The sequence below is a fragment of the Bradyrhizobium ingae genome (assembly GCF_055791185.1).
Genome location: NZ_JBVUBB010000041.1, coordinates 44,823 through 65,215 on the forward strand (window position 1 = coordinate 44,823; position 20,393 = coordinate 65,215).

Genomic DNA, 20,393 nt, shown 5'->3' on the forward strand with positions numbered 1-20,393 from the left:
TTGTCGTTGCCGCCATGCTTCCATAAAATCGTGCGGCTGCCTACATCGTCACAAGTTCAACTTGACGCAGCAGGCCGTTCGCCGAGGAGCCCTCATGAAACTTCGTTCGCTGATCATGCTGGGCGCGGTGCTACTTACAGGCGCAGCTTCAGCCCAAAGCCAGGAAGACGGAGACAAGGCCATTTCGAAAACCACAATCAGCCTCGGCACCGCCACGCCCGGCGGCGGCTTCCCGCTCTATGGTAATGCCTTCGCCGACGTGATGAACGCGGCCGACCCCGCGCTCGCGATCGCCCCGCGCAACACCAAGGGCAGCAACGAAAACATTCCGCTGCTCGAGAAGGGCGAACTCGACCTCGCCCTTGTCGCCGGCGAGCCGGCCTATGAGGCCTTCGCCGGCATCGGCCGGGCGAAGGTCGCGCTGAAGATCCTCACCGCGATCTATTCCAACCCGGGCATGTTCGTGGTGCGGGCGGATAGCTCCTACAAGACCATCCGCGATCTTGTCGGTCAGCCGGTGGCGTTCGGCGCCAAGGGCTCGGGCCTGCCGATATTGTCGCGCTACGTGCTCGATGGCCTCGGCCTCAAGCAGGACGAGGACTTCAAGGCGATCTATCTCGAGCGCGCCGGCGACGGCCCTGCGATGGTGGAAGACGGCCGCGTCGCCGCACTCTGGGGGGCCGGCATCGGCTGGCCCGGCTTTGCCGCGGTCGCATCCAGTGCATCGGGTGCGCGTTTCATTGCGCCTGACGCCGATGAGATCGCGCGTATCCGCGCCAAGCATTCCTTCCTCAAGCCGCTGACGGTGCCGGCCGGATCCTATCCGAAGCAGACTGAGCCGATCGCCTCGCTCGGCTCCTGGAGCTTCGTGCTCACGCGCGAGGACCTGCCGGACGATGTCGCCTATCGCCTGGCGAAGACGCTGCATGGCGTCGAGGCCGTGTTCTGCAAGAAGCTCGCGCAGGCCTGCGAGACCACGGCCGCGAACACTGTCGCAGCCGCACCGAGGCCGGAATTGATTCATCCCGGCGTGATGAAATATTTCCGCGAGATCGGCGTTGTGAAGTGACCGTCGCTCAAGGCAGGCGTTTCTTCCCTTCTCCCCTTGCGGAAGAAGGTGGCGCGAAGCGCCGGATGAGGGGTCTTCATCCGCGAACAAAAATGCGAGAAGTTCGCTCGCGCAGAGAAACCCCTCACTCGGTTTCGATGCTACGCATCGAAACCACCCTCTCCCGCAAGGGGAGAGGGTGCACCGTCAGCGTGGCTACGCGGTCACTTCTTCACCAGCGGACACGCCGGATCGGGCGGGCCGAACGCCTGGTCGCCGGGAATCGTCGCGAGGATCTTGTAATAGTCCCAGGGATATTTGCTTTCCTCCGGCGACTTGACCTGCACCAGCCAAAGGTCGTGCACCATCAGATTGTCATCGCGTAAGCGGCCGTTGCGCGCGAAGAAATCCTCGATCGGCTTTTCGCGCATCTTCGCTGCGACCTTGAGCGGATCGTCGGTGCCGGTCTCCTTGATCGCGTTGAGATAGTGCATCACCGACGAATAGACGCCGGCCTGCCACATCGTCGGCATCCGGTTCATCTTGGCGAAATAGCGCTTTGCCCATTCGCGGGTCTTGTCGTCCATGTCCCAATAGAACGAGGTCGTCAGCAAAAGGCCCTGCGCGGCCTGAAGGCCGAGGCCGTGGATGTCGGTGATCAGCGCGAGCAGCGCCGCCATCTGCTGGCCGCCCTTGAACACGCCGAACTCTGCACCGGTCTTGATCTCGTTCATGTTGTTCGGGGGACCGGCGGCAATGCCGATGATCTTCGCCTTCGAGGCCTGCGCCTGCAGCACGAAGGAGGACAGGTCGGGCGTCGCCAGGGGCGGCCGCACCGAGCCCAGCACCTTGCCGCCGTTGGCGGTCACGACCGCGGACGCATCGCGCTCCAGCGAATGGCCGAAGGCATAGTCGTCGGTGATGAAGAACCAGCTGTCGCCGCCGCGCTTGACCACGGCCTGCGCAGTGCCGACCGCGAGCGCGCGGGTGTCGAACACCCACTGGATCGCATAGGGCGAGCAGAACTTGCCGTGGAAGTCGGCCGTTCCGGTCGAATGGGTGATGAAGAGTTTTTTCTTCTCGTTGGCGATGTTCTGCACGGCGAGCCCTACCGCCGACACCGGGACGTCGACGATGAGATCGACCTGATCGACGTCGTACCAGCGCCGCGCCAGCGCTGCGCCGATATCGGGCTTGAGCTGGTGGTCGCCGACCACGACGCTGATCGGCTTGCCGAGCACGGTGCCGCCGAAATCGTCGATCGCCATCTGCGCCGCCGTCACCGAACCCTGGCCGGTCGGCGTCGAAGCCGGACCGTTCATGTCGGTCAGCACGCCGATCTTGACGACGTTGTCGGATACCTGCGCGAAAGCCGCGCCCGACAGCAACGTCGCGGCTGCGATCGCGGCCACGACGGACAGTCCTGTTCTGCCTGGAGTCACGCTATTCCTCCCCTCATGCGGCTCGTTGGCCGCTGTTCCCGTGAACCGCGACCGGGTATGGCCCGGCTGAATTGGTTTCTTTTGCAACTATTGGCGGCCGGGCGTCAACGCTGCTCAGGTCAGGCTGCGAACCGGATCTGGCCGGCCGGCGAGGGATCGTAGCCGGTCAGCTCCCCGGCGTGCTGGCGCAGCTTCTTCTCGTCGAGGAACCGGATCAGCGCCTGCATCGGCGGGCGGAAATAGCTGCGCTGCCGCATGGCGAGATCGAAATTCTCCCAGAGCAGCGGGACGAAATCGAGCCCGGCCGACTTGGCGGCCGAGCGCGTTGCGACGCCGCAATCGGCATGGCCGGCGCGGATCGTGGCGGCGAGGTCGGGCCCTGTGAGGCTCGGCGCATCGAGCCGGCGCAGATCCCGGAAGGAAGCGCCGGCGCGCTTGAGCAGCACGTCGAGCAGCATCTGCGCGCCTGCGCCCTCTTGTCGCAGCACCATCCTGGCCCCAAGCGCGAGCACGTCCGGCAGGCTGCGCAACTGCTTGGGGTTGCCCAGCGGCACCAGGAGGCCCTGTTCGCGGCGCACCAAGCCCACCAGCACGGCATCGTGCAGGTCTGGCGCGGAGCGCAAGGCCGCGGCATTGGCCTCGTTGGCGAGATTGTCCGAGCTGTCGAGGCTGTGAAAATGCAGCGCTGCCGCGATCACCTCGTCGCGCTGCAACCGTTCCAGCCCCCGTGCCGTGCCTTCGTTGAGCGAGGCGAGCCCGGAGCCGGATTCCCGCAGGCTCCATTCCAGCAGGCTGTCCTGGCTGCCGCCGACGATCGGCGGCGGCTCGGTTGCCCGCATGCCGGCCGGGCGCGCCAGGCCCGACAGCACCCATAAATCGAGCTCATGGCGCGGGAACAACCACTTTCCGGTCACCTTGCTGCAGGGGATCGCCCCGTTGGTGACGAGCTCATAGAGCTTGCGCTCCCCGAGCCGCAGGTAGTCCGCAGCCTCACTCGTCGTCAGAAATTCCATTATGCATTCCTATGCATATCTATGTTTGTAATTTGGCATTTGACGCAAGCGGGAATTTTTGCAGTTCAATGTCATCCGATGGGAACCATGCCTGATCACCTCAGTGCTTTGCAACTTATCCTCAACGGCGATCCTGCTTTGCTCGCGATTGTAGGGCTCTCACTTGGTGTGAGCCTTGCGGCGGTCGCGCTGGCGTCGGCGATCGGGATGCCGCTCGGAGCGTTACTGGCGCTGACGCATTTCCGGGGGCGCGCGGTCCTGGTCGTGCTGCTCAACGCGATGATGGGCCTGCCGCCGGTCGTGGTCGGGCTCGCGCTTTATCTGCTGCTGTCGCGCGCGGGGCCGCTCGGTCAACTCGGCATCCTCTTCACGCCGATGGCGATGGTGATCGCGCAGACGGTGCTGATCGTGCCGATCATCGCCGCGCTGACGCGCCAGACGGTGGAGGACCTCTGGGTCGAGTATCGCGACGAGCTTCGCGCCATGAATGTCGGCGCGGTCGGCCGCATGACGACGCTGTTGTGGGATGCGCGCTTCAGCCTGCTCACGGCGCTGCTGGCCGGCTTCGGCCGTGCTGCGGCGGAAGTCGGCGCGGTCATGATCGTCGGCGGCAATATCGACGGCTTTACCCGCACCATGACCACCACCGTGGCGCTGGAGACATCCAAAGGCAATCTGCCGCTGGCAATGGGCCTCGGCGCGATCCTGATCGTCATCGTGCTCGCCATCAATGCGGCTGCCTGGGGTACGCGCGTCTGGTCGCAACGGGTGACGGGGTGAGCATGCGAGCGCCGGTCAGCGATCTTCCCGTGGTATTCGAGGACGTGTCGCTCAGGAGGGGCGCGGCTGCGATCCTCGATCGCATCAGCCTCACGATTACGCCGGGCGCGCCGACACTGCTGATCGGCCCCAACGGCTCCGGCAAGACCAGCCTTTTGCGGCTGTGCATGGGACTTGTTGCGCCGACGGGTGGCCGCATCAGTTGGGGTGGCCGCAGCGATCCGGCGCCGACCCGCCGCGCCTTCGTGTTTCAGCGCCCGGTGATGTTGCGGCGCACGGCGTCAGCCAATGTCACCTACGCCCTGGCCCAGGCCGGTGCGCCGCACGCACACCGGACGATGCGCGCCGCGGCGCTGCTGGAGCGGGTCGGCCTTGCCGATCTCGCGCACCGCCCGGCGCGGCTCCTCTCCGGCGGCGAGCAGCAGCGGCTGGCGCTGGCCCGGGCGCTGGCGCGCGATCCCGAGCTTCTCCTGCTGGACGAGCCGACCGCCAATCTCGATCCCGCCGCGACGCGCGCGGTGGAGGAGATCGTCACGAGTGCGGCGCAATCCGGCATCAAGATCGTGATGGCCTCGCACGATCTCGGCCAGGTGCGGCGGCTTGCGGGCGAGGTGGTCTTTCTCGCGCGCGGGACGCTGTGCGAGCGGGCGCAAGCGGGCGAATTCTTGGACCATCCGTCGACGCCGGAGGCGCAGGCCTTCCTGCGCGGCGATCTCGTGATTTGAAGTGGAGTATGTCGATGGCGTCTCGCCGCTCGTTCTTTGCCCTCGCGATCCTCCTCGGGATTGCGTTCGTCGGCACGCCGTCGTCGGCCGAGGATCGCTCGATCGTCGTGGCCTCGACGACGTCGACGCAGGACTCCGGCCTGTTTGGCCATCTCCTGCCGATATTCAAGGCCAAGACCGGCATCGACGTGAAGGTGATCGCGCAAGGCACCGGCCAGGCGCTCGATACCGCGCGCCGCGGCGATGCCGATGTCGTGTTCGTGCACGCAAAACCGCAGGAGGAGAAATTCGTCGCCGATGGATTTGGCGTGAAGCGTTTCGACGTGATGTACAACGACTTCGTGCTGATCGGGCCGAAGAGCGATCCCGCTGGCGTGAAGGGCAAGGACATCGTGACCGCGCTGAAGGCGATCGAGGCCAAGGGTGCACCGTTCGTCTCGCGCGGCGACCGCTCCGGCACCCACGCCGCCGAGCTTGCACTCTGGATCATCGCCGGCATCGACGTCGCGAGCGCCAAGGGGGCCTGGTATCGCGAGATCGGGCAGGGCATGGGCGCCGCGCTCAACACCGCGAGTGCGATGAATGCCTATGTGCTCTCCGATCGCGCCACCTGGATCGCGTTCAAGAACCGCGGCGATCTCGAGATCGTCGTCGAGGGCGACAAGCGGCTGTTCAACCAATACGGTGTGATGCTGGTGAATCCGGAAAAGTATCCGTCGGTAAAGAAGGAGCTGGGGCAGACCTTCGTCGACTGGCTGATCTCACCGGAGGGCCAGACCGCAATCGCCGGCTACAAGATCGACGGCCAGCAGCTGTTCTTTCCGGATGCCGCCAAGAAGCCTGACTAGCAAGAAGCCTGAATAGGCGAGTTGCCAAACCGAGCGCTGCGTGGTCCACCTGAGCGATGACCCAGCGCCTGCCGCCGTCGCTCACGCCGCTCGATCTTGCGTTCGCCGCGCTGCTGCGCGGCATCGAGCCCGTTGCGCCGGTCAATTTGCCGCTCACCGAGGTGCTGGGCTGCGTCGCGGCCGGAATGCCGCCGCTTGGCGCTCATCCGCCGCACGATATCGCCGCCGCGGATGGCTGGGCGATGCGCGCCGGCGATCTCGTCGGCGCGTCCTCCTACTCGCCGCTGCCTTTGATAGAGTCTCCGGTTTGGGTCGAGGCCGGCGATGCGATCCCTGCCGGATGCAACTGCGTGCTCGATGCTGACGCGCTCGACACTATGGGGCCGATCAGCCAGGTGCTGGCGGAAGGCTTGCCGGGGCAGGGCGTGCGGCGCGCGGGCAGCGACATGGCTACCGGCACCTCAATCGTCGCGGAGGGCATGCCTGTTCGCACCGGCGATCTGCTGCTGGCGCGAGCGGCAGCATTGGAGACGTTGAGCGTGCGACGTCCGCGGCTGCATGTGGTCAACGCGCCCGGTGGCAAGACCGCTGCGCAGCTTGTTATGGGTCTGGCGCGAGCCGCGGGTGCGGAAGTGACGGTGACAGACGCAGTTGGATACGATGCGACGTCGATCGCCAACGCGCTCGACGTCGCGGCCTGCGACCTGCTGCTGACCATCGGTGGCACTGGCGTCGGCCGCAAGGATGCGGCCGTCACGGCGCTTGCCGATCGCGGCGAGGTCCTGGCTCACGGCATTGCGATGCAGCCGGGACGAACCGCGGCAATCGGAAAACTCGGATCAGTCCCCGTCATCGCGCTGCCGGGCGCGCCGGATCAGGCATTTGCGGTTTGGCTCGCGCTGGTCCGTCCCGTGCTGGATTATCTGTCCCTGCGGGCCTCGCGCAAATCCGCCGGCTTGCCGCTCGCCCGCAAGATCGCGTCAAACGTCGGCATGGCGGAGATTGCGCTGCTGGCCGAGGAACAAGGCACGTGGCTGCCGCTTGCGGTCGGTGAGCTGTCCTTGCGGGCGATCGCCCGTGCCGATGCATGGCTGCTCATTCCCGGCGACAGTGAAGGTTTTGCGGCGGGCGTGCCGGTCGATGCCTATGTGATGCGGGAATGATATGGGTTCCGGCATGAACAAGATTCCGCAACCGAACGACCGCAGTTCGGTCGATCAGGAGCAGTTCCTCAAGATTCTCTCCCGTGAGGAGGCGCTGGCGCGCTTTGAAGCCGCGTTGTTCCCCCGTGCGCTGTCGAGCGAGGTGCGCATGCTTGCGGCCGCGCTCGGAAGCGCTCTCGCCGAAGACATCTTCGCGGCGATCGATGTGCCACCCTTCGACCGCTCCAATGTCGACGGTTTTGCCGTTCGCTCCGCAGATCTTGCCGCGGCGAGCGAGGGCGCGCCCGTATGTCTGGCGCTGAATGGCGAGATCATCGCCTGCGGCACCGCGCCGGTCCTTCAAGTCGCCTCCGGCACGGCGACGGCGATCGCAACCGGCGGCCCGCTACCGCGCGGAGCCGATGCGGTGATCATGGTGGAGCACACCCAGCCGGCAGGGTCCGGCGCGATCGAGGTCCGCCGCGCGGCTTCGCCGGGCCAGTTCGTGTCCTATGCCGGCTCGGACATCGCGCGCGGCGAAGCTCTGCTGCGCGCTGGCACCATCATCGGCTCGCGCGAGATCGGCATGTTGGCCGCCTGCGGCATCGCCGAGCTCAAGGTCGTCTGCAAGCCGCGCGTCGCCGTTATCTCGACCGGCGACGAGCTGGTGCAGCCCGGCGAGGCGCTCTTGCTCGCGGCGATCTACGACACCAATGGGGCGATCGTCACGGCTGCGATCGACGAGAACGGCGGCGCGGCGCATTTCGTCGGCGCCATTCCGGATGACGAGGCCAGGCTCGAGGCCGCGATGCGCGAGGCGCTGGCGAAGGCCGACATGCTGGTGCTGTCGGGCGGCACATCGAAAGGGGCCGGCGATGTGTCTCATCGCATCATCGGTCGCCTCGGCCAGCCCGGCATCATCGCCCACGGCGTCGCGCTCAAGCCCGGCAAGCCGTTGTGCCTTGCGGTCTGCAACGGCAAGCCGGTTGTGATCCTGCCGGGCTTTCCGACTTCGGCGATGTTCACCTTCCACGATATGATCGTGCCGGTGTTGCGACAGATGGCGGGCCTGCCGCCGCGCACGGATGCCAAAGTGAATGCGAAGGTGCCGGTGCGGATCGCTTCCGAACTTGGCCGTACCGAGTTCGTGATGGTGTCCCTGGTCGACGGTCGCGACGGGTTGATCGCATACCCTACCGGCAAAGGCTCCGGAGCGATCACGTCCTTTGCGCAAGCCGACGGTTTTCTGCGTATCGATGCGCTCGCCGACCAGATGCCGGCCGGCACCGAGGCCGCGGTGACGCTGTTCACGCCGCATGTGCGCGTGCCCGATCTCGTCATCATCGGTAGCCATTGCACCGGGCTCGATATCGTCACCGCGCCGCTCGCGCACGCTGGCCTCTCCGTGCGCTCGATTGCGGTCGGCAGTCTCGGCGGATTGGCGGCAGCGCGGCGCGGCGAGTGCGACCTGGCGCCGATCCACCTGTTCGACGACAAGACCGAGACCTACAACACGTCGTGCCTTGCCGACGGGCTCGAGCTCGTGCCGGGCTGGCGGCGCATGCAGGGCATCGTGTTCCGCCAGGGCGACAGGCGCTTCGACGGCTTGTCAGCGGAGGACGCCGTCGCAGCCGCGCTCGCTGATCCCGCCTGCATCATGGTCAATCGCAACCAGGGCGCCGGCACGCGCATCCTGATCGATCGCCTGCTCGGCGGCGCGCGGCCGGAAGGCTATTGGAATCAGCCGCGCTCGCACAATGCGGTGGCCGCCGCGGTGGCGCAGCATCGCGCCGACTGGGGCATGACCATCGCCCCGGTCGCCGATGCATCGGGTCTCGGTTTCATTCCGCTCAGCGAAGAGCATTATGATTTCGCGCTGGTGAGCGCGCGCAAGCAGCGCCCGGCGGTGCAGGCTTTCCTGGACGCGCTTGCCTCGGACGAAAGCCGCGCGGCGCTGGCGCGGGCCGGATTCCGGCCGGCCTAGCCGGGATCAACGACACGGCGGGTTTAGCCGCGCTGGATCTGTGACTACGACGTCCGAGCGGTGCCGCTGACCGCGTGAGCGTCGCGCGAAAGTTCGCGCGCGTGCGCCTTTGGGATGTTCTTCCTGCCGGCCTGGCTGCTCGTTGCGATCGGTCGGCTGCCGCGTTTCACCACGCTTTTCGGCGTCTGCGGGTTGATCGCTTTTGCGGTGGTGTGGGGTCAGTTGCTGACGGAATTCCCCAAGACGCAGCTTTACTGAGTTGAAAGCTCGTCCAGCGCGGCCAGCCGCTCGGCTTCCGCGATGTCCTCGACCGTGTTGGCATTGAAGAATGGATCGAGCGGCTGAACCGGCCATGTCACCGTGGCCAGCGGATAGCGCGCGGTCCAGCGGTCGATCTTGCGGATATCTTCGACGACGAGGGCTTGGCGCAATTCGTCGCGCAAGGCGACGCGCCACAATCCGATCACCGGATGCGACTGCTCGCCGGACGCGGCAACGGCGAGCTGGGCATTCTTCTGTGTGCGCTCCGCGTGCAGGCGTGCGATGAGATCGCGCGGCAGGAACGGGCAGTCCCCGGCGGCGCTCAGCACCCATTCGATGCCGGGCCGGTTCGCCGCGGTCCAGTCGAGGGCGGCGAGAATGCCGGCGAGCGGTCCGGGATAGCCAGGCACGTCATCGGCGACGACGGTCAATCCGAACGCTGAAAAGCGCGAAGGCTCGCCATTGGCGTTGAGGATCAGCCCGTCGCATTGCGGCTTCAGGCGCGCGATCACGCGCTCCAGAATGGTGCGGCCGCCGATCGTGCGCATCGGCTTGTCACCGCCGCCCATGCGCCGCGCCAGGCCGCCTGCGAGCAGCACGCCTATGGTCGGCGGAGATTCAGTCGTCACCACCTTCACCCCTGCTTTCACCCTTGCGCTTGTGCCTGGCCGACTCCTCCTCGACGTAAGCGAGGTTCTGGTCGTAGACGATGCGCTCCTCGCCTGCGAGCGCGATGAAGCGCTTGCCGCGCGCGCGCCCGATCAGCGTCAGTCCGACCTGACGGGCGAGATCGACGCCCCAGGCGGTGAAGCCCGAGCGCGATACCAGGATGGGGATGCCCATCCGCACCGTCTTGATCACCATCTCCGAGGTGAGGCGGCCCGTGGTGTAGAGGATCTTGTCGGAGGCATCGACGCCGTGGCGGTACATCCAGCCCGCGATCTTGTCGACGGCGTTGTGGCGGCCGACGTCCTCGGTGTAGCAGAGCGGCGTGCCCTCCTTGCACAGCACGCAGCCATGGATCGCGCCGGCCTCGAGATAGAGCGAGGGCATGGTGTTGATGGTCTGCGTCATCTGGTAGAGCCAGGAGGTGCGCAGCTCGGCCTTGGGCAGCGCCACGCTCTCAACCGCTTCGAGGAGATCGCCGAATGCAGTGCCCTGGGCACAGCCCGAGGTCTGCGTGCGCTTCTTCAGTTTCGCCTCGAAATTGGTGTGATGCGAAGTGCGCACCACGACGACCTGCAGATCGTCGTCATATTCGACCTCGGTGACGACATCGCGATATTTCAGCATGTTCTGGTTCAGGAGATAGCCGAGCGCCAGATACTCCGGGTAGTCGCCGATCGTCATCATGGTGACGATCTCCTGGGCGTTGAGATAGAGCGTCAGCGGCCGCTCCATCGGCACCTTGGTCTCGATCCTCGCGCCGGCCTGGTCGACGCCGACGACGCTCTGTGTCAGGCGCGGGTCGTCCGGGTTCGGGACGATCAGGGGGACCGGGGCTTTGTCGATCTTCATCATGGGCGCGAGGTTAGCATGACATTCGGCTCAGGCCGATATAAGCATGGTATGGAATGGGCGAAATGCCGCTCTTGTCATTGCGAATGCAGCGAAGCAATCCAGGAATGCGCCCGCGGAGACACTCTGGATTGCTTCGCTGCGCTCGCAATGACGGAGTGGGCGGTTCCAGTCATATGAGGCGGCTGGCGGAGATCGAACTGGAATGAAAATTATCGGCCTTGCTGGATGGAGCGGAGCGGGCAAGACCACGCTGTTGACGCGGCTGATTCCGCATTTCAATGCGCAAGGCCTGCGCGTCTCCGTGATCAAGCACGCTCATCACCAGTTCGACGTCGATGTGCCCGGCAAGGATTCTTGGCGCCATCGCGAGGCGGGTGCGGCTGAGGTGTTGGTGTCCTCGGCAAATCGCTGGGCGCTGATGCACGAGCTGCGCGGTGCGGCCGAGCCGCGGCTGCCGGAACTGCTCGCAAAACTGGCGACGGTCGACCTCGTCGTGGTCGAGGGTTTCAAGCGCGAGCCGCATCGCAAGATCGAGGTGCACCGCGCCGCCAACGGCAAGCCGCTGCTGTTTCCCGACGATCCCGGCATTGTCGGGATTGCGACCGACGCTGCGGTTGAAACCAGGCTGCCGACGGTCCATCTCGATGATATCCCGGCCGTCGCCGCGCTCGTCTTGCGCTCCGCGATGACGGCCGACGAGGCGATGGCGAAAAGCGCGCTCGCGCGCTGACGAGGCATCATGGCGCAACTGTCCGACGATTGCTTTGCCTTCGGTGGGCCGATGATGTCGGTCGATGACGCCGTCGGCCTGATCGCGGCCCGTGTCAACGCGATCGCCGACATCGAGACCGCAGCGCTGGTGGATGCCGACGGGAGGGTGCTCGCGCGCGACATCGCCGCGCCGCTGCCGCTGCCGCCGTTCACCAATTCCGCGGTCGACGGCTATGCGGTGCGCAATGCGGACCTGCCGCAAGCGAACGAAGAAGCGTTGCCGCTCGATGGCCGCATCGCGGCCGGTGGCGCCGCCGATCATCCAATCAAGCCGGGCCACACCGCACGCATCTTCACGGGCGCGCCGATGCCGCGGGGGGCCGAGACGGTCTTCATGCAGGAGGACGTGCGGATTGATGAGGGCGGCAAGATCGTTCTGCCGCCCGGGCTGAAGGGAGGCGCGAACGTCCGGCCTGCCGGCGAGGACATTCCGCAAGGCCACGTCGCCTTGCGTGCCGGTCAGCGCCTGCGCCCACAACATGTCGCGCTTGCTGCTGCTTTCGGCCTGACCATGCTCGACGTCGTCAGACGCATTCGCGTCGCCGTGTTCTCGACCGGCGACGAACTGGTTTCACCCGGCGCGCCTCGCGCAGCCTCGCAACTCTTCGACTCCAACCGTTTCATGCTGATGGCGATGCTGCGCCGGCTCGGCTGCGAGGTCTCTGATCTCGGCATCTTGCGAGACGAGAAAGCCTCGCTCGCAGATGGGCTGAAGCAGGTCGCGGGCCAGCATGACCTGATCCTCACCACCGGTGGTGTGTCGACCGGCGAGGAGGATCACGTCAAGGCCGCGGTCGAGAGCATCGGTACACTGGTGCTGTGGCGGATGGCGATCAAGCCGGGCCGGCCGGTCGCCATGGGCATCATCGGCGGCACGCCGCTGATCGGCTTGCCGGGCAATCCCGTCGCGAGCTTCGTCACGTTCATCCATGTGGTGCGGCCGACGGTGCTGGCGCTCGCAGGCGGCCTGCCGGAGCCGCTGCTCCCGATTCCCGTGCGTGCGGCCTTCACCTACAAGAAAAAGGAAGGACGGCGCGAATATGTTCGCGTCTCCCTGCGCAAGGCTGAGGACGGCGCGCTCGAAGCGATCAAGTTTCCGCGCGAAGGGGCAGGGCTTCTGTCCTCATTGATCGAGACGGATGGCCTGGTCGAACTCGGCGAGACAGTGACACGGGTCGAGCCCGGGCAGAGCATCGGATTTCTGTCCTATGCAAACCTGATCTGACCCGCGTTGACGCCCTCGGCTCGCCCCGGCATGTTGCGATCATGACCAGAACGACACTCGATCTCACCGGGCTGAAATGTCCCTTGCCGGCCTTGAAGACGCGCAAGGCGTTGAAGCCGCTGCGGGAAGGGGACCAGCTCGAAGTCCACTGCACCGATCCGCTGTCGGTGATCGACATTCCGAATCTGATCCGGGAGACCGGCGACAAGGTCGAAATCACCGAGCGCAACGATTCGCGCATCGTCTTCTTGATAGAGAAGACCAATGCATCGATAGAAACCATCAATGGTGCGCCGCGTTCTTAACGCCGTCACCTCGTGATACCGACCATTTGTCTATCGACATCGATCCGCGCTTCTGTCCCAATTGGTTGCATCTGTGGGAACGCGGAGGTTGACTCGTGCCCGCGATACGCGGAACAAGCTGGCCGATGCGAGGCCACGCCGCGCGGTGTCGGGCATAGACTCCGACCCCAAGGGGTTAGACTTCTCGAATGTGCGTCGTGATCCTGGCGCACGTCGAAACATTGTGCGGAGCAGCAGGGACGGCTGCCCCGCAACGGGCTGAGGGACAAGGATCGTAGCAGCAGGCTGGCTCAGAAGGGCGGCCTGCAGGGGAGGATTTGTATGGCTACAGTTGAAAGCGCTGGAAGACTGTCAGGCGCTGGCGCGGGATTTCTTGATCGCGAGCGCACGATCGCCACGGCCGGCTTCAATCGCTGGCTGGTGCCGCCGGCGGCCCTTTGCATCCATCTGTGCATCGGCATGGCCTACGGCTTCTCGGTGTTCTGGCTGCCGCTGTCGCGCGCGATCGGTCTGACCGCGCCCAAGGCGTGCCCGGACATTTCATTGTGGCAGGAGCTCTTCACCACCACTTGCGACTGGAAGGTCGCAAGCCTGGGGTGGATGTACACGCTGTTCTTCGTCGTGCTCGGCGTCTCGGCCGCGCTGTGGGGCGGCTGGCTCGAGCGGGTCGGGCCGCGCAAGGCCGGCTTCGTCGCCGCGCTGTGCTGGTGCGGTGGCCTCGTGCTCGGCGCCATCGGCATCTATGTCCATCAGCTCTGGATCATGTGGCTCGGCTCCGGCGTGATCGGCGGCGTGGGTCTTGGCCTCGGCTACATCTCGCCGGTCTCGACGCTGGTGAAATGGTTCCCCGACCGTCGCGGCATGGCGACCGGCATGGCGATCATGGGCTTTGGCGGCGGCGCGATGATCGGCGCACCGCTGGCGAACTGGCTGATGGATCAGTTCAAGTCGCCGACCTCGGTCGGCGTCTGGGAAACCTTCCTCAGCATGGGCGCGATCTATTTCGTCTTCATGATCATCGGCGCGTTCCGTTATCGCCTGCCGCCGGCGGGCTGGAAGCCGGAAGGCTGGACACCGCCGAGCGAGAAGAAGACGATGATCTCCGAGCATCACGTCCATCTCGACAACGCGCACAAGACGCCCCAGTTCTGGCTGATCTGGTGGGTGCTGTGCTTGAACGTCTCGGCCGGCATCGGCGTGATCGGCATGGCTTCGCCGATGCTCCAGGAAATCTTCGCGGGCAAGCTGATCGGCCTGCCGGACGTCGGCTTCAACGCGCTCAATCCGGCACAGAAGGCGCAGATCGCGGCGATCGCCGCCGGCTTTGCCGGCCTGTTGTCGCTGTTCAACATCGGCGGCCGCTTCTTCTGGGCCTCGCTGTCGGACTATATCGGCCGCAAGAACACCTACTACACGTTCTTCATCCTCGGCATCGTGCTCTACGCATTGGCGCCGACATTTGCGGCGACCGGCAACAAGCTGCTCTTCGTGCTCGGCTTCGGCATCATCCTGTCGATGTATGGCGGCGGCTTCGCCACCGTGCCGGCCTATCTCGCAGACATGTTCGGCACCCAGTTCGTCGGAGCCATCCATGGCCGTCTGCTGACGGCCTGGTCGACCGCCGGCATCATTGGCCCGGTGGTCGTGAACTACCTGCGCGAATTCCAGCTCGCCGCCGGCGTGCCGCGCGATCAGCTCTATAACTCCACCATGTACATCCTGTGCGCGATGCTGATCGCGGGCCTGATCTGCAACTACCTGGTCAAGCCGGTCGATCCGAAGTGGTACATGAGCGAGGCGGAAGTGGCGAAGCTCCAGGCTGCAACGGCCGGTGCCAACGCAGGGCAGACCGGTTCGTTCGGGATCGGCACCGGTGGTCTCGACGGCAAGGCCGCGCTGTTCTGGCTGTTCGTCGGCGTTCCCTTGGCCTATGGCGTGTACATGACGCTGCTCAGCGCGGTCAAAATCTTCTGACCGCAATCGACACCGCCGCGGGATGCCCATGACAGGCGTTCCGCGGCGTTCGCCTTGATCATGATTGGGACTTGAGGGGGGATTTCATGCTTCGCACCCGTATCTGCCTTGCCGCCGTGCTTCTCACTGTCGGCCTTCATGCCGCGTCGGCGCAGACCGCCACGGCGCCCGCAACGCCGGCACCTGCTGCCACCACCGACGCCAAGCCGCCGGGGAAGATCAAGCTCACCATGCAGAAGCTGAAGCAGATGAAGGCCACCTGGGCGGCCAACAAGCCCAAGCTCAAGGCCTGTCGGGCCGAGGTCAAGGCCAAGGGCCTTACCGGCGATGACCGTTGGTTCTACATTCAGGACTGCATGAGCAAGACCTGAGGGGCGCCGGGATGCAACCAAAGAGGGGCATGCAGCTTGGGCTACGTGCCCCTTAAATACTTGTAGGGCCTCAGTAATCGGAACCAACTATTTGCTTGGCATCTGGTATGCCAATGGGGTAATTTGGAGGCGTTCTAAAAACAAGGGACCAAGTCGCATCGATGAGCCACGACGTGCACCAGGTCCGCTCGTTCGAGCATCCGGGCGAGGGACGGAAGCGAGCCAAGGCCACGCCCAAGGGGCGTCAGGTCGACCCGATAGCTGCCCATGAGATCGAGCAATTGCTCGGCGACAGGCCGCGCCGGCGCGATCTGCTCATTGAATATCTCCATTTGGTCCAGGACAAATATCGCCAGATCTCGGCCGCGCATCTCGCAGCGCTCGCCGATGAGATGAAGCTCGCCTTCGCCGAAGTGTTCGAGACCGCGACCTTCTATGCGCATTTCGACGTCGTGAAGGAGGGCGAGCCCGACATCGCGCCGCTCACCATCCGTGTCTGCGATTCCCTCACCTGCGCGATGATGGGCGCCGAGAAGCTGCTCGAGGACCTCCAGAGCGCGAGCGGCCCCGGCATCCGGGTGGTGCGCGCGCCCTGTGTCGGCCGCTGTGACACCGCGCCCGCGGCCGAGGTCGGCCACAACTTCGTCGATCACGCCACCGTCGGCAACGTGCTGGCCGCCGCGAAGGCCGGCGACACCCACGCGCATCTGCCGAAATATATCGATTACGATGCCTATGTCGCCGCCGGCGGCTACCAGTTGCTCAATCGCCTGCGCTCCGGTGAACTGCCGAAGGACGATCTGCTGAAGGCGCTCGACGATGCGTCGCTGCGCGGCCTTGGTGGCGCGGGCTTTCCGACGGGGCGCAAATGGCGCGCGGTGCTTGGCGAGCCCGGTCCGCGGCTGATGGCGATCAATGGCGACGAGGGCGAGCCCGGCACCTTCAAGGATCGCTATTATCTCGAAACCGATCCGCATCGCTTCATCGAGGGCATGCTGATCGGCGCACACATTGTGCAGGCCTCCGACGTCTACATCTATCTGCGTGACGAGTATCCCGCCTGTCGCGAGATTCTCGAGCGCGAGATCGCGAAGCTGCCGGCAGGCGGTCCGACGCTGCACATGCGGCGCGGCGCGGGTGCTTACATCTGCGGTGAAGAGTCCTCGCTGCTCGAAAGCATCGAGGGCAAGCGCGGTTTGCCCCGGCACAAGCCGCCTTATCCGTTCCAGGTCGGCCTGTTCGGCCTGCCCACGCTGATCAACAACATCGAGACGCTGTGGTGGGTGCGCGACATCGTCGAGAAGGGTGCCGACTGGTGGAAGAGCCACGGCCGTCATGAGCGCCATGGCCTGCGCAGCTTCTCGGTCTCGGGCCGCGTCAAGAATCCCGGCATGAAGCTCGCGCCATCAGGCATCACCGTGCGCGAATTGATCGACGAATATTGCGGCGGCATGGCCGACGGCCACACGTTCTATGCTTACCTGCCGGGCGGAGCGTCCGGCGGAATCCTTCCGGCGTCGATGGACTACATCCCGCTCGATTTCGGCACGCTGGAAAAATACGGCTGCTTCATCGGTTCTGCCGCGATCGTGATCCTGTCGCAGCAAGACAGCGTCAGGTCCGCGGCGCTGAACCTGATGAAGTTCTTCGAGGACGAGAGCTGCGGCCAGTGTACGCCGTGCCGTGTCGGAACCCAGAAGGCGGCACTCTTGATGCAGCGGCCGGTCTGGAACCGTGCCCTGCTCGACGAATTGAGCCAGGCGATGCGCGATGCCTCGATCTGCGGGCTCGGCCAGGCGGCATCGAATCCGCTCACAACCGTGATCAAATATTTCCCTGACGAGTTCAAGGAAGCGGCCGAATGACGAAGATTACGTTCGAGCTCGACGGCAAGCAGGTGGAGGCCAAACCCGGCGAGACCATCTGGCAGGTCGCAAAACGCCAGGACCGCGATATCCCGCATCTCTGCTATTCACCCGCGCCCGACTATCGGCCCGACGGCAATTGCCGCGCCTGCATGGTCGAGATCGAAGGCGAGCGCGTGCTCGCGGCCTCCTGCAAGAGGACGCCGTCGGTCGGCATGAAGGTGAAGACCGAGAGCGCCCGCGCGGTCGCTGCCCAGAAGATGGTGATGGAGCTGCTCGTCGCCGACCAGCCCGCGCGCGAGACCTCGCATGATCCGGACTCGAAGTTCTGGCACTGGGCCGAAAGCACCGGCGTCACCGAGAGCCGTTTCCCCGCCGCCGAGCGCTGGGCAACCGACGCCAGCCATCCGGCGATGCGCGTAAATCTCGATGCCTGCATCCAGTGCGGCCTGTGCGTGCGCGCCTGCCGCGAGGTCCAGGTCAACGACGTCATCGGCATGGCTTATCGTAATCACGATTCAAAAATCGTGTTCGACTTCGACGATCCCATGGGCGAGTCCACCTGCGTCGCCTGCGGCGAGTGCGTGCAGGCCTGCCCGACCGGCGCCCTGATGCCGGCCGTGATGCTGGATGAGAACCAGACGCGCGTCACCTATGCCGACAGGAAGGTCGATTCGCTCTGCCCGTTCTGCGGCGTCGGCTGCCAGGTGACCTATGAGGTCAAGGACGAGAAGGTGATTTATGCCGAGGGTCGCGACGGCCCCGCCAATCACAACCGTCTTTGCGTCAAGGGCCGCTTCGGCTTCGACTACATCCACCATCCGCATCGCCTCACCAAGCCGCTGGTGCGGCTGGCCAATGCGAAGAAGGACGCCAACGACCAGGTCGATCCGGCCAATCCGTTTACGCACTTCCGCGAAGCGTCGTGGGAGGAGGCTCTCGATATTGCGGCCAAGGGCCTCGTCAACATCCGCGATACCAAAGGCGTGAAGGCGCTGGCCGGCTTCGGCTCGGCCAAGGGTTCGAACGAAGAGGCCTATCTGTTCCAGAAGCTGGTGCGCACGGGTTTCGGCTCGAACAATGTCGACCACTGTACGCGGCTGTGCCACGCCTCATCCGTCGCGGCGCTGTTCGAAGGCCTGAGCTCGGGCGCGGTGTCGGCGCCGTTCGCGGCCGCGATGGATGCGGAAGTGATCTGGGTGATCGGTGCCAATCCGACCGTGAACCACCCGGTCGCGGCGACCTACATCAAGAACGCGGCGAAGAAGGGCGCAAAGCTCTTCGTGATGGATCCGCGTCGGCAGACGTTGTCCCGGCACGCAACGAAGCATTTGCAATTCAAGCCCGGCGCCGACGTTGCCATGCTGAATGCGATGATCCACACGATCATCACCGAGGGCCTGACCGACGACCAGTACATCGCCGGCTATACCGAGGGCTTTGAAGATCTTAAGGAGAAGATCAAGGAATTCACGCCGGAGAGGATGGCGCCGATCTGCGGCATCCCGGCGCAGACGCTGCGCGAAGTGGCCCGGACCTATGCCCGCGCAAAGTCGTCGATCATCTTCTGGGGCATGGGCATCAGCCAGCATGTCCACGGCACCGACAATGCGCGCTGCCTGATTGCGCTCGCGCTGATCACCGGTCAGGTCGGCCGTCCCGGCACGGGCCTGCATCCGCTGCGCGGCCAGAACAACGTGCAGGGCGCCTCCGATGCCGGCCTGATTCCGATGTTCCTGCCCGACTATCAGCCGGTCGGCCGCGATGACATGCGCGGCAATTTCGAGAAGCTGTGGGGTCAGGAGCTCGATCCTGTCCGCGGCCTCACCGTGGTCGAGATCATGAACGCGATCCATGCCGGCGAGATCAAGGGCATGTATATCGAGGGCGAGAACCCCGCGATGTCCGATCCCGATCTCCAGCATGCGCGCGAGGCGCTCGCCATGCTCGATCATCTCGTGGTGCAGGATCTCTTCGTCACCGAGACTGCCTTCCACGCCGACGTCATCCTTCCGGCCTCTGCCTTTGCGGAAAAGGAGGGCTCCTTCACCAACACCGATCGCCGCGTGCAACTCGCGCGCCAGGTGATCAAGCCGCCGGGCGATGCGCGGCAGGATCTCTGGATCATCCAGGAGATCGGCAAGCGGATGGGGCTGTCGTGGAATTACTCCGGTCCCGGTGACGTCTATACGGAGATGGCGGAGCCGATGCCGTCGCTGAACAACATCAGCTGGGAGCGGCTGGTGCGCGAGGGCGCCGTCACCTATCCGGCCGATGCTCCCGACAAGCCCGGCAACGAGATCATCTTCACCACGGGCTTCCCGACCGCGAGCGGCCGCGGCAAGATCGTGCCGGCCAAGGTCATTCCGCCGGACGAGTTGCCGGACGACGAATATCCGATGGTGCTGTCGACCGGCCGCGTGCTCGAACACTGGCACACCGGCTCGATGACGCGCCGCGCGCAGGTGCTCGATCAGATCGAGCCGGAAGCGGTGGCCTTCATGTCGCCGAAGGACATGCGCAAGAAGAAGCTCGCGCCCGGCGACTTCATCCGTCTGGAGACCCGCCGCGGCGCGGTCGAGGTCAAGGTCCGCTCCGACCGTGACGTTCCGGAGAACATGGTGTTCATGCCGTTCTGCTACGCGGAAGCGGCCGCCAACCTCCTCACCAACCCGGCGCTCGATCCCTTCGGCAAGATCCCGGAGTTCAAGTTCTGCGCCGCAAGAGCAGAGCGCGTCGAGATGCGCGACGCGGCGGAGTAGGGGTTCGGCCGTCCTTCGGCACAGCGTCGGCCACATCCTCGGTGTCGTCCTGGCGAAAGCCAGGACCCAAACCGCGTGATTCATCGATCGCGGATGGTCGCAGTACCGAACGACGCATCTTCGCCAAACTCCTCCCTGGGGTGATGGTTCTGGCTTTCGCCAGGACGACACCGGGAATGAAGGCGCACGCCGCTTCAAAAGCGCCCGTTATTGCTTCGTCGCTTCGCTCCTCGCAATTGTGCAAGTTCATTAATTCGGTGATCGAATCCAGCCCAGCAGGGAGGGTTCGATGCGCGACAATAGCTTCGATCGGACGATTGAACGGAATTACCTTCAGAAATGGCGGTTCCTGATTG

At 65.1% G+C, this 20,393-nt stretch carries 19 protein-coding genes; 14 read left to right on the forward strand and 5 right to left on the reverse strand.

Annotated features, from left to right (window positions below):
- The first annotated feature begins 94 nt into the window (after positions 1-94).
- On the forward strand, positions 95-1,069 hold the full coding sequence (locus tag ACV1FX_RS35730; protein WP_473122228.1) for a TAXI family TRAP transporter solute-binding subunit: 975 nt from the start codon (positions 95-97) through the stop codon (positions 1,067-1,069).
- Positions 1,070-1,272: 203 nt separating this feature from the next.
- Here ACV1FX_RS35730 and ACV1FX_RS35735 read toward each other — a convergent pair whose 3' ends face one another.
- Both ACV1FX_RS35735 and ACV1FX_RS35740 read right to left on the reverse strand, forming a co-directional pair.
- Positions 1,273-2,490 (reverse strand): ABC transporter substrate-binding protein, encoded by a 1,218-nt coding sequence (locus tag ACV1FX_RS35735; RefSeq protein ID WP_473122229.1) that lies wholly within the window; start codon positions 2,488-2,490, stop codon positions 1,273-1,275.
- A 119-nt stretch (positions 2,491-2,609) separates the two neighbouring features.
- Positions 2,610-3,503 (reverse strand): substrate-binding domain-containing protein, encoded by an 894-nt coding sequence (locus ACV1FX_RS35740; protein ID WP_473122230.1) that lies wholly within the window; start codon positions 3,501-3,503, stop codon positions 2,610-2,612.
- A gap of 87 nt (positions 3,504-3,590) precedes the next feature.
- On the opposite strand from ACV1FX_RS35740, the gene ACV1FX_RS35745 reads away from it, so the two are divergent.
- From ACV1FX_RS35745 to ACV1FX_RS35770, 6 genes are all read left to right on the forward strand, one after another.
- A complete protein-coding gene (locus tag ACV1FX_RS35745; protein ID WP_473122231.1) occupies positions 3,591-4,283 on the forward strand; it encodes an ABC transporter permease in 693 nt (230 codons plus the stop codon).
- 2 nt (positions 4,284-4,285) lie between these two features.
- The gene (locus ACV1FX_RS35750) at positions 4,286-5,008 is read left to right on the forward strand and encodes an ATP-binding cassette domain-containing protein (protein ID WP_473122232.1); all 723 of its coding nucleotides are present in this window, start codon (positions 4,286-4,288) and stop codon (positions 5,006-5,008) included.
- A 14-nt stretch (positions 5,009-5,022) separates the two neighbouring features.
- On the forward strand, positions 5,023-5,856 hold the full coding sequence (locus ACV1FX_RS35755) for an ABC transporter substrate-binding protein (protein ID WP_473122233.1): 834 nt from the start codon (positions 5,023-5,025) through the stop codon (positions 5,854-5,856).
- A gap of 56 nt (positions 5,857-5,912) precedes the next feature.
- Positions 5,913-7,019: a molybdopterin-binding protein gene (locus ACV1FX_RS35760; RefSeq protein ID WP_473122234.1), complete on the forward strand. Its 1,107-nt coding sequence runs from the start codon at positions 5,913-5,915 to the stop codon at positions 7,017-7,019.
- A 13-nt stretch (positions 7,020-7,032) separates the two neighbouring features.
- Positions 7,033-8,982, forward strand: a complete 1,950-nt coding sequence (locus ACV1FX_RS35765) for a molybdopterin biosynthesis protein (protein WP_473122235.1) — start codon at positions 7,033-7,035, stop codon at positions 8,980-8,982.
- A 114-nt stretch (positions 8,983-9,096) separates the two neighbouring features.
- Positions 9,097-9,240 (forward strand): hypothetical protein, encoded by a 144-nt coding sequence (locus tag ACV1FX_RS35770; protein ID WP_473122236.1) that lies wholly within the window; start codon positions 9,097-9,099, stop codon positions 9,238-9,240.
- On the opposite strand, the gene mobA is transcribed toward ACV1FX_RS35770, so the two are convergent.
- A complete protein-coding gene (gene mobA, locus ACV1FX_RS35775; RefSeq protein ID WP_473122237.1) occupies positions 9,234-9,881 on the reverse strand; it encodes a molybdenum cofactor guanylyltransferase MobA in 648 nt (215 codons plus the stop codon). The two genes, ACV1FX_RS35770 and mobA, sit on opposite strands and share 7 nt — an antisense overlap.
- Positions 9,862-10,764: a formate dehydrogenase accessory sulfurtransferase FdhD gene (gene fdhD / locus ACV1FX_RS35780; protein WP_473122238.1), complete on the reverse strand. Its 903-nt coding sequence runs from the start codon at positions 10,762-10,764 to the stop codon at positions 9,862-9,864. The genes mobA and fdhD overlap by 20 nt, the downstream gene beginning before the upstream one ends.
- A 202-nt stretch (positions 10,765-10,966) precedes the next feature.
- Here fdhD and mobB point away from each other — a divergent pair, with 202 nt between their 5' ends.
- From mobB to fdhF, 7 genes are all read left to right on the forward strand, one after another.
- Positions 10,967-11,494, forward strand: coding sequence for a molybdopterin-guanine dinucleotide biosynthesis protein B (gene mobB, locus ACV1FX_RS35785; RefSeq protein WP_473122239.1), 528 nt, complete (start codon positions 10,967-10,969; stop codon positions 11,492-11,494).
- A gap of 9 nt (positions 11,495-11,503) precedes the next feature.
- Positions 11,504-12,760, forward strand: coding sequence for a molybdopterin molybdotransferase MoeA (locus ACV1FX_RS35790; protein ID WP_473122240.1), 1,257 nt, complete (start codon positions 11,504-11,506; stop codon positions 12,758-12,760).
- A 41-nt stretch (positions 12,761-12,801) separates the two neighbouring features.
- Positions 12,802-13,065, forward strand: coding sequence for a sulfurtransferase TusA family protein (locus ACV1FX_RS35795; protein WP_473122241.1), 264 nt, complete (start codon positions 12,802-12,804; stop codon positions 13,063-13,065).
- A 321-nt stretch (positions 13,066-13,386) separates the two neighbouring features.
- Positions 13,387-15,039, forward strand: coding sequence for an OFA family MFS transporter (locus ACV1FX_RS35800; protein WP_473122242.1), 1,653 nt, complete (start codon positions 13,387-13,389; stop codon positions 15,037-15,039).
- Positions 15,040-15,125: 86 nt separating this feature from the next.
- Positions 15,126-15,410, forward strand: coding sequence for a hypothetical protein (locus tag ACV1FX_RS35805; RefSeq protein WP_473122243.1), 285 nt, complete (start codon positions 15,126-15,128; stop codon positions 15,408-15,410).
- A 161-nt stretch (positions 15,411-15,571) separates the two neighbouring features.
- Entirely contained in the window at positions 15,572-17,275 is a 1,704-nt protein-coding gene (locus ACV1FX_RS35810; RefSeq protein WP_473122244.1) for an NADH-ubiquinone oxidoreductase-F iron-sulfur binding region domain-containing protein, read from the forward strand.
- A complete protein-coding gene (gene fdhF / locus ACV1FX_RS35815; protein WP_473122245.1) occupies positions 17,272-20,037 on the forward strand; it encodes a formate dehydrogenase subunit alpha in 2,766 nt (921 codons plus the stop codon). The genes ACV1FX_RS35810 and fdhF overlap by 4 nt, the downstream gene beginning before the upstream one ends.
- Here fdhF and ACV1FX_RS35820 read toward each other — a convergent pair.
- A partial coding sequence (locus ACV1FX_RS35820; protein ID WP_473122246.1) for a hypothetical protein occupies positions 19,982-20,393 on the reverse strand: 412 nt, incomplete at its 5' end. The genes fdhF and ACV1FX_RS35820 overlap by 56 nt on opposite strands.